Raw genomic sequence first — 8,650 nt, 5'->3', positions numbered from 1 at the left:
CTCCGGCGAGTGGCTGCGCGCACCGCCCCGCCCCCGGTCCCCCCCCGGGCTGGCCGAGGCGATCCCGCGCGCCAGCCCACCCCCCCCCCCCCCCCCTTCAGCTCACTTCACCGCGCCCATGGACAGGCCGCGGACCAGGTGGTTCTGGGCGATCCAGCCGACGATCATCACCGGCAGGGAGGCCAGCAGCGCGGCGGCCGAGAGCTGTGCCCAGTACAGGCCCTCGCTGGTGATGAAGCCGACGAGGAACACCGGCACCGTGCCCGCCCGCGCCGCCGTCAGGTTCACCGCGTAGAAGAACTCCGTCCAGGAGAAGATGACGCAGATCAGCGCCGTCGCCGCGATACCGGGCGCCACCACCGGCATGATCACGCGGTACAGCAGCGTCGGCAGTTTCGCGCCGTCGATCCGGCCCGCCTCGATCATCTCGTTCGGGACCTCGAGGAAGAACGAGCGCATCATCCAGATCGCCAGCGGCAGGTTCATCGACGTGTAGAGGATGACCAGCGCCCACACGTTGTCCAGCAGCTGGACGTTCTGCGAAATCACGTACAGCGGGATGATCGCGGCCACGATCGGCAGCATCTTCGTGGACAGGAAGAACCCGAGCGCGTTCGACGTCCCCTTCACCGGCGCCAGCGAAAGCGCGTACGCGGCGGGGACGCCGAGCAGCAGCACCAGGAGCGTCGAAATCACCGTGACGAACGCGGAGTTTGCCAGGTAGGGCAGGAAACCGCGGTCGATGACCCCGGCGAACTGGTCGAGCGTCGGGCTGAAGATCACCTTCGGCGGATCGGTGGAGGCGTCGGCCTCCTGCTTGAACGCGGTGATGACCATCCAGATCAGCGGGAACACGAACAGGATCGCCAGCACCCAGGTGACGGCCGTCAGCGAGCCCGCGCCGTAGCGGCGTTTCGTGGTGAGTGTGCTCATTTCACTCCCCCGTCCACGGAGAAGGTGCGGAACATCAAGCGCAGCGCGAAGGTCGCCACGATCATCGTCAGGATGACCACGACCACGCCCATCGCCGAGGACTGCCCGACGTCGAATCCCTCGAACGCGCGCTGGTAGATGTAGTACGGCAGGTTCGTGCTCGCGGTACCGGGGCCACCCTGCGTCATCAGGAAGATCGCGTCGAAGCTGTTCACGATGTAGATCGCGCCGAGCAGCGTCGCCAGCTGCAGGAACCGGCTCAGGTGCGGCAGCGTGATCGCGGTGAACGTGCGCCAGCGGCCCGCGCCGTCGACCGACGCGGCCTCCAGCACGTCCTTCGGCTGGCTCTGCAGCCCGGCGAGGATCAGCAGCATCATGAACGGCGTCCACTGCCACACGATCTGCACCATCACCGACCCGAGCGGGAACTGCGAGAGCCAGTCGACGTCGGTGCCGAACACGAAGTGCAGCAACCCGAACTTCGGGTGGAACATCGTCGTCTTCCACAACAACGCGCCGGCGGCGGGCAGGATGAGGAACGGCGTGATCAGCAGGGTCCGCACCACGCCGCGGCCGAGGAACTTGCGGTCCAGCAGGATCGCGAGTCCCAGCCCGAGCAGCAGCGAGACGAACACGCACACCACGGTGAGCACGACGGTGTTCAGCAGCGCGCCGAGGAACGTCATGTCGGTGAAGACGTCGACGTAGTTGCGCAGGCCCACGAAGTGCCGCGAGCCGGGGCGCACCAGGTTCCACGACTGGAACGAGTAGAACACCGTGAGCAGGAACGGCAGCTGGGTCACCGCGATGACGAAGATCAGCGCGGGCAGCAGCGGGAGCCGCCGCTTCGCCGCCGTGCTCAGCCCCCGGCGTTCGGCCTTGGCTTCCGCGGGTTCGGTGCGGGCGGGGACGGAGATCGTGGACATCACCGAACCTCCTGATAGGACTTACCAACCGTTTCGGCGTACTGCTGCGCCTGTTTCAGCGCCTCGTCCACGGACTCCCGGCCGGCGATCGCCGCCGAGAGCTGCTGGCTGACCCGGGTGCCGAGATCCTGGAACTCAGGGATCCCGACGAACTGGATCCCGGGGTACGGGACCGGATTCGCCATCACCTTCTGCTGACTCGCGTCGGCGATACCGTCCAAAGTGGGCTGTGCGTAGGCCTTCGCGGCGTCACGGTAGGCGGGAATGTCGTAAGTGGACTGCCGGACGCCCGGCGGGACCCGATTCCAGCCGTAGGTGGTGCCGACCTTCTGCACGAACGCCTTGTCCGTCATCCACGCCATGAACTTCCAGGCCGCGTCCTTGTCCTTCGCCACCTTGGGAACGGCCAGCGACCAGGTGTAGAGCCAGCCACTGGCCTGTGTCTTCTCCACCGGCGCCGGCGCGTAGCCGGACTTGCCGACGACCTTGCTGCTCGCCGGGTCCTCGTTGGTCCCTGCCATGACCGTGGCGTCGTACCACATCGCGGCCTGGCCCTGGGTGTAGTTCGTGCCGCACTCGGAGAAGCCCGCGCTGGCGGCGCCGACCTCGCCGTGCTCGCGGATGAGGTTCACGTAGAACTCCGCGGCGGCCTTGAACTCCGGGCTGGTGAGCTTGGCGTTCCAGCCCTTGTCGAACCACTGCGCGCCGAAGGTGTTCGCGACCGTCGTGAACGGCGCGAGACTCTCGCCCCAGCCGGGCTTTCCGCGCAGGCAGATCCCGGCGACGCCGTTCGCCTTGTCGTCCAGCTTCGCGGCGAACTCCGCGATCTGCTGCCAGGTCGGCTTCGCGGGCATCGTCAGCCCGGCCTTCTCGAAGAGATCCTTGCGGTAGGCCAGGAACGACGATTCGCCGTAGAACGGGACCGCGTACATCTGGTCCTTATAGGACAGTGACTGCCGGATGCTCGGGATGAAGTCGTTCCTGTCGTAACCGGGCGTGGCGGCCATATGCGGCTCGAGGTTCTCCAGCCAGCCGTTCGCGGCCCACTGCGGCGCCTCGTAGTTGCTGATCATGACGACGTCGAACTCGCCGCCCTCGGTCGCCGTCGACGCGGTGATCTTCGCCCGTGCCTGGTTTTCCGGCAGCGAAACGAACTTCAGCTTGACGCCCGGGTTGGCCTTCTCGAACTCCGGGGCCAGCGTCATCGCATCCTTCATCTGCGGGTTGGCCACGATCGCGATGACGAGCGTGCGGCCGCCGCCGCCCGCCGCGCCCGCTCCCGCGCATCCGGTGACCAGCAGGGCCACCGCCGCCAGCAGGTATCCGAGCCTACGCACCGCTCGCCCCCGGAAGGACCTGGACCTTGAGGCCCGCGCCGCTGCGCATCAGGTCGAGCGCCTCGGGATAGCGCTCCAGCGGCAGGGTGTCGGTGAGCAGCTCACCGGTGTCGACGGCGCCGTTCGCGACGAGGTCGAGCGCGGTGCCGAAGCTGTTCAGCACGGCCATCGAGCCGACGACGGTGATCTCGTCGTTGTAGATACGGAACGGCGAGAGCGCGACACGGGCCTCGGCGGGCGCGACGCCGAAGATCAGCAGCCGCCCGCCGCGGCGCAGCGAGCCGAACGCGGCTTCGATGGCCGGGGCGGCACCGGTGCAGTCCGCTGCGGCGTCGAACTTCTCGCCGTTCAGCTCGGCGACGTCACCCGCGACGGCCTCGGCACCGAGCCGGGTGGCACGGGGCAGGCGGCCGGTGTTGCGGTCGACGACCGTCACCCGCGCACCCGCGCGTTGCAGCAACTGCTGCATGATCAGGCCCATCGTGCCCGCGCCGACGACGAGGAAGCGTTCGCCGGCCTCGACCCCGATCTTGCGCACGCCGTGCACCGCGCAGGAAACCGGCTCGACCAGCGCGCCCTGTTGCCAGGTCATGCTGTCGGGCATGCGGTAGCAGGTGGCGGCGGGAACGGCGACGTATTCGGCGAAGGCTCCGTTCACCGTGTCGCCGGTGGCGTTCCAGTTGGCGCACAGGTTGCCGTGGCCGGACCGGCACGGCGTGCAGTAGCCGCAGAACAGCGACGGGTCGACCGCGACCCGGTCGCCGATCCGCCATTCGCCCGGTACGTCCGCGCCGAGCTCGACGATCTCGCCGGCGAACTCGTGGCCGGGGACGATCGGATAGGGCGTGGGCGGGAAGTGCCCGTCGGCGATGTGCAGGTCCGTCCCGCAGATCCCGCAGGCACCCACCTTGATGACGACCTGCCGTTCCGCCGGTTTCGGATCGGGCACCTCACCGACCCTGATCTCCCCGGGACGGTCCACGATCGCGGCACGCATGCCTCTCCCTTCATCCGCTCGTATGAGCGTCATTGATCTATCGCGCGGCTGGCATGTGTAGGCATTACAGGGTTTTGCCTGGTGATACGTCAACCTTTCGCCGAATTTTCACGCTATAATGCTCATATGAGCGCTCGTTCTCTACAGTCAGGCCTGTCCGACTCGCTCGACCTGGCCAGCGTCGCCTACTGCTTCTACGTGCGCGGGCAGTCGAAGCTGGAGATCGCCGACGAGTTCGGCGTGAGCCGGTTCAAGATCGCCAGGATGCTGGACAAGGCCAGGGAAACCGGGCTGGTCCGGATCGAGTTCCGGCTGCCGTCCCCTGTCGACGTCGTGCTGTCGGAGGAACTGCGTTCGGCATACCGGCTCGAGCGGGTTCTCGTGCTCGAACGAGCGCGAGAGAGCGAACCCCGCGAGGTCGTCCGCAAGAAGATCGGCACACTCGCCGCTCGGCTCCTGGAGGACATCGCGACCAAGGACGACATCATCGGATTGTCCTGGGCGCGCTCGGTCAACGCCATGACCGAGGAGATCAGGGCGCTGCCACGCTGCCCGATCGTGCAACTGTGCGGAGTACAGGCCGGGATGGACATGCGGGGCCGCTCGGTGGAGACCGTCAGCCGCGTGACGTCGGTGTCCGGCGGCGACGCGTACCCGATGTTCGGACCGCTGGTGCTGCCCGACCGGCGCACCACCGAGACGCTGCGCCGCCAGCCCGGGATCGCGGAGACGTTCGCGCAGTTCAAGAACCTCACCAAGGCCGTGGTCAGCATCGGCGCGTGGCAACCGAACGAGTCGACGGTGTACGACGCGCTGGACGAGGCCGAACGCACGGCGATCGCCGAACGCGGCGCGACAGCCGAGGTCGCCGCTCGGCTGTTCGCGGCCGACGGCACCGCGCTCTCCACCGGGCTCGCCCACCACGTCCTGGCCATCAGCACCGAGGAACTGCGCGCGATCCCCGAGGTCATCGCGCTCGGCTACAGCGAACCGAAGGCGGCGGCCGTGGACGCGGTCCTGCGTTCCGGCATCGTCACCACGCTGATCACCGACACCGCCGCGGCCGTCCCGCTGCTGGAACTTGCCAAGGCCTCCCCGCCCTGATCCCGGATTTCGGGGTCGGCTGGGTGATTTCGCCGGATGTGCCCGGCGAGCCGGAGCACCACCCTGGACGCCGTGAGTTCACGAGTCCCCGCGAAGAAGACCTCTCCACGCTGGCGACAGGCCGTGGTGTGGCTGCACGTGCTGACCTCGGTGGTCTGGATCGGCGAGGCGCTGGCGCTGATGACGCTGCTCGTGCTCGGCGCGACCACCGGCGATGCGCGGGTGCGGGTCAGCGCGACGTCGATGGCGCACGTGCTGGACACGACGCTGCTCGCGCCGATGGCCAACGCCGCCGCGTTCACCGGCATCCTGCTCGCCGCCTCGACCGCGTGGGGATTCTTCCGGCACTGGTGGGTGCTCACGAAATTCGTGCTGACACTGGCGCAGCTCTACGCCGGGATCTTCCTGCTCTCCGGTGCGCTGCGCGACTCCGTCGAGGCGGCCCGGGTGGGCTCGCCGGTCCCGATCGGCTGGCCGCTGATCGCCGGAACCGCTTTGATGGCAAGCGTTCTCGCCTTCCAGGCCTGGCTCTCGGTCGCCAAACCCGGCAAGCGGACCTCGTGGTCCCCCGCCACCAAACCCCGCACCGCCCCGGCCTGGGTCTTCGCCGCCGGAATCGCCGCCCCGCTCGCCGACACCACCGCCGGCCTCCTCCTCGGCTACCCGCTCCCCGCCTTCTCCCTGCTCATGCTCGCCACCGTCCTGCTCACCCGCCCCGCCCGCCTTACCCCCGCCTGATCACGCGAGATCTCCGTCCAATCACGCGAGTCGTCCATCCAGGTACGCGAGTTCGCCATCCAGGTACGCGAGTTCGCCGCTCCCGCACCGGGGCCCGAAATGCCGTCAAGGCCACCTTGCAGGCGTCCGACGCCCGTAAGGTGGCCTTGACAACAGATCCAGCTCAGTACTCGGTGGCCGAGGCGTCCGGAGTCACCGAAGCCTTGCCGAGCTTCTTGTACGCACCGGCCACAATGGACTCGACGTCGCCGCCGCTCTGCGCCGTCGCGGCCGGAGCCCCGTACTCGATGGCCGTGGCCGCCTGCGCGGACGTCGCGCCCACCACGCCCAGCACCGCCGCCGCGGCGCCCGCCACCAGCATCCCGGCCGCCGCACGCTTGATGTTCCGCATGACCCCTCCAGTTCACGAATCCGTCCCAGTGCGCTGACATTAACCCGACCGGCGTCGGGGCGGACGTAGTTGACCGAAACCTGCCCCAAAGGGCGGATCAGGCCAGCTCGTCCATCCGTTCCTGCGCGGCCATGACGTCGTCACCGTGCTCGGCCGCCCACCGTCCGAACGCCTCGATCGGGCCGAGCAGGCTCGCGCCGAGTCCGGTCAGGGCGTACTCGACCCGTGACGGACCGTCGACCGCCCGGCGGCTGATCAGCCCGGAGTACTCCAGCCTGCGCAGGGTCTCGGTGAGCACCTTCGTGCTGATCCCGCCGATCCGCCGCCGCAGCAGCGAAGGCCGCTGCGGCCCCTTCCGCAATGCCCACAGCACGACCGGGTTCCACGTGTTGGCCACCAGGTCGAAGGCCAGCCGGGTGCGGCAGTCGGCGAGGAACTCGTGCTCGATGCGGTCCACGGCTCCATTGTGCCCGCTCACGCGGTAACCGATCGGTACCCGAACGCCTTCCTATCGTCGGTCCGGTCAGCACACCGGAGAAGGAGTTCCCATGCGCATCGGCATTTTCGGCACCGGCGGGATGGCGGACGCACTCGGCACGCAGTGGGCGCGTGCCGGGCACGACCTGCTCGTGAGCGGCCGCGACCCGGCGAAGGCCGCCGCGCTCGCGAAACAGTTCGGCGCGCGAAGCGGGAGTTGGTCCGACGCCGTCGAGTTCGCCGACGCGATCCTGCTGGCGCTGCCCGCCGAGAGCGTCCTGGACGTCCTCGATACCGCTGGGGCCGCGTCCGGCGCGCTGGACGGCAAGATCCTGATCGACCCCACCAATGCCATCGACGAGACGCTGTTCCCGCAGACCCCGCCCGGCATCTCGATGGCGGAGCTGATCACCGCGAAAGCGGTGGGAGCCCACGTGGTCAAGGCGTTCAATCTGTGCCATGTGGACGTTTGGCGGCTGACGCCGCCAGTGTTCGATGGCCGCCCGCTCGCGGTGCCCTTGTGCGGCGGCGACGAACGTGCCCTGGACCACGTCCGCACGCTCGTGCGGGACCTCGGCTGCGTCCCGATCGACGGCGGCGGGCTCGACCGGGCCGTGCTCATGGAGGCGACCATGGCGTTCGTCGTCAAGCTGTGGTTCGACGGCGCCGACGCACAGGCGATCCTCCCGCCCGCGACCGTCTAAACAGGACACAGATGGTCGAGCAGAAGCCGGGAAACGGTCTCCGGCGCGGACTCCGGGATGAAGTGGCCGACGCCGGAGAGCCGTTCCAGCCGGTACGGCCCGGTCACCCAGCGCCGGGTGTTCAGGATCCCGGACGGCGCGACCATCGGATCGTCCCCCGCGATGAACAAGGCCGGTACGCGCACGCACTGCTCGTACCCGGTGAAGTCGTTGGCGCGATACCAGTTCAGCGCCGCGGTCAAAGCGCCCGGTTCGGAAAGCCGCGCGAAGTACTCCTCGCGGACCTCCGGCGGTACGCCGTCCAGCTTCGGCGGCCCGCCCGCGAGAATGCGGTTCTCCGGGCCGGGCGCGGGCTCGCGGAAGTCCGCCATGTACCTCGACGCCTCCCGCTGCGCGGGATCGGACCGCAGCGCCTCGGCGAACGCGGCGGGATGCGGGACCGACACCGCGGCCAGCTTCCGGATCCGCCCCGGATACCGGGCGGCGGCGATCCACGCGACACACGCGCCCCAGTCGTGACCGACGAGGTCGAACCTGTTCCAGCCCAAGGTGTTCGCGATGCCGCGGACGTCCGACACGGCGTTGTCGAGCCGGTAGGCGTCGATCCGCGCCGGCCGCACCCCCGGCGAGTAGCCGCGCTGATCCGGCGCCACCGCGCGGAATCCGGCCGCGGCCAGCGCCGTCAGCTGTGCCCGCCATTCGAGGCTCGACTCGGGGAAGCCGTGCAGCAACAGGACCGGGCGCCCGCCGGACGGCCCGGCGGCCAGCGCGTCGAACGTCCCGGCCCTGGTCCGGATCCGCAGCCGCTCGAACCCGGCCGGAGCCGCCGCCGCGGCCTGCGGCGCCACGGTGGCCACTCCCGCCGCGACGGCTGCCGCCGCCCCGAGTTTGAGCATGTCACGCCTGGTGGATGCCATACCCACGACTCTGCTCGACGGCAGTCCCAGCGGCCAGGGTGTACACCGCAGTTCCCTGGTGGGGTTTCCCCTACCCCTCCCGACGGTCCGTGAAGGCCTCCTTCACGGCGTTGAGCGCTGTGAAGG

The 8,650-nt window shown here is 69.1% G+C and carries 10 protein-coding genes; 3 read left to right on the top strand and 7 right to left on the bottom strand.

What is annotated here, in order from left to right:
- Positions 1-102: 102 nt before the first annotated feature.
- The 4 genes from ACFWX1_RS39970 to ACFWX1_RS39955 are packed head-to-tail and all read right to left on the bottom strand — an operon-like array spanning position 103 to position 4,193.
- Positions 103-933, bottom strand: coding sequence for a carbohydrate ABC transporter permease (locus ACFWX1_RS39970; RefSeq protein WP_378395071.1), 831 nt, complete (start codon positions 931-933; stop codon positions 103-105).
- Complete coding sequence (locus ACFWX1_RS39965; protein ID WP_378395070.1) at positions 930-1,859, bottom strand: carbohydrate ABC transporter permease; 930 nt, start codon at positions 1,857-1,859, stop codon at positions 930-932. The genes ACFWX1_RS39970 and ACFWX1_RS39965 overlap by 4 nt, the downstream gene beginning before the upstream one ends.
- Complete coding sequence (locus tag ACFWX1_RS39960) at positions 1,859-3,196, bottom strand: ABC transporter substrate-binding protein (protein ID WP_378395069.1); 1,338 nt, start codon at positions 3,194-3,196, stop codon at positions 1,859-1,861. Before ACFWX1_RS39960 ends, ACFWX1_RS39965 begins: the two co-directional genes overlap by 1 nt.
- A complete protein-coding gene (locus ACFWX1_RS39955; protein WP_378395068.1) occupies positions 3,189-4,193 on the bottom strand; it encodes a zinc-dependent alcohol dehydrogenase family protein in 1,005 nt (334 codons plus the stop codon). The genes ACFWX1_RS39960 and ACFWX1_RS39955 overlap by 8 nt, the downstream gene beginning before the upstream one ends.
- Positions 4,194-4,319: 126 nt before the next feature.
- Here ACFWX1_RS39955 and ACFWX1_RS39950 point away from each other — a divergent pair, with 126 nt between their 5' ends.
- Both ACFWX1_RS39950 and ACFWX1_RS39945 read left to right on the top strand, forming a co-directional pair.
- Positions 4,320-5,297, top strand: coding sequence for a sugar-binding transcriptional regulator (locus ACFWX1_RS39950; RefSeq protein ID WP_378395067.1), 978 nt, complete (start codon positions 4,320-4,322; stop codon positions 5,295-5,297).
- Between the two features lie 72 nt (positions 5,298-5,369).
- Entirely contained in the window at positions 5,370-6,035 is a 666-nt protein-coding gene (locus tag ACFWX1_RS39945) for a hypothetical protein (RefSeq protein WP_378395065.1), read from the top strand.
- Between the two features lie 163 nt (positions 6,036-6,198).
- On the opposite strand, the gene ACFWX1_RS39940 is transcribed toward ACFWX1_RS39945, so the two are convergent.
- Together ACFWX1_RS39940 and ACFWX1_RS39935 are read right to left on the bottom strand one after the other, a co-directional pair.
- The gene (locus ACFWX1_RS39940) at positions 6,199-6,426 is read right to left on the bottom strand and encodes a hypothetical protein (protein ID WP_378395064.1); all 228 of its coding nucleotides are present in this window, start codon (positions 6,424-6,426) and stop codon (positions 6,199-6,201) included.
- A gap of 97 nt (positions 6,427-6,523) precedes the next feature.
- A complete protein-coding gene (locus tag ACFWX1_RS39935; RefSeq protein ID WP_378395092.1) occupies positions 6,524-6,874 on the bottom strand; it encodes a winged helix-turn-helix transcriptional regulator in 351 nt (116 codons plus the stop codon).
- A 100-nt stretch (positions 6,875-6,974) separates the two neighbouring features.
- Here ACFWX1_RS39935 and ACFWX1_RS39930 point away from each other — a divergent pair, with 100 nt between their 5' ends.
- Positions 6,975-7,607: an NADPH-dependent F420 reductase gene (locus ACFWX1_RS39930; protein ID WP_378395063.1), complete on the top strand. Its 633-nt coding sequence runs from the start codon at positions 6,975-6,977 to the stop codon at positions 7,605-7,607.
- On the opposite strand, the gene ACFWX1_RS39925 is transcribed toward ACFWX1_RS39930, so the two are convergent.
- Complete coding sequence (locus ACFWX1_RS39925) at positions 7,604-8,524, bottom strand: alpha/beta fold hydrolase (RefSeq protein ID WP_378395062.1); 921 nt, start codon at positions 8,522-8,524, stop codon at positions 7,604-7,606. The two genes, ACFWX1_RS39930 and ACFWX1_RS39925, sit on opposite strands and share 4 nt — an antisense overlap.
- Positions 8,525-8,650: the final 126 nt, after the last annotated feature.

It is taken from the genome of Amycolatopsis sp. NPDC059021, from assembly GCF_042739895.1.
Taxonomy (GTDB): domain Bacteria; phylum Actinomycetota; class Actinomycetes; order Mycobacteriales; family Pseudonocardiaceae; genus Amycolatopsis.
The sequence above is the reverse complement of the archived record's forward strand: the minus strand, read 5'-3'. Positions and strand labels throughout refer to the sequence as shown.

What these genes read in the sequence shown, in the direction of transcription:
- ACFWX1_RS39930 (WP_378395063.1), top strand. Translation starts at nt 6,975, where the DNA reads ATGCGCATCGGCATTTTCGGCACCGGCGGGATGGCGGACGCACTCGGC.
- ACFWX1_RS39950 (WP_378395067.1), top strand. Translation starts at nt 4,320, where the DNA reads ATGAGCGCTCGTTCTCTACAGTCAGGCCTGTCCGACTCGCTCGACCTG.
- ACFWX1_RS39955 (WP_378395068.1), bottom strand. Translation starts at nt 4,193, where the DNA reads ATGCGTGCCGCGATCGTGGACCGTCCCGGGGAGATCAGGGTCGGTGAG.
- ACFWX1_RS39970 (WP_378395071.1), bottom strand. Translation starts at nt 933, where the DNA reads ATGAGCACACTCACCACGAAACGCCGCTACGGCGCGGGCTCGCTGACG.
- ACFWX1_RS39965 (WP_378395070.1), bottom strand. Translation starts at nt 1,859, where the DNA reads ATGTCCACGATCTCCGTCCCCGCCCGCACCGAACCCGCGGAAGCCAAG.
- ACFWX1_RS39940 (WP_378395064.1), bottom strand. Translation starts at nt 6,426, where the DNA reads ATGCGGAACATCAAGCGTGCGGCGGCCGGGATGCTGGTGGCGGGCGCC.
- ACFWX1_RS39925 (WP_378395062.1), bottom strand. Translation starts at nt 8,524, where the DNA reads ATGGCATCCACCAGGCGTGACATGCTCAAACTCGGGGCGGCGGCAGCC.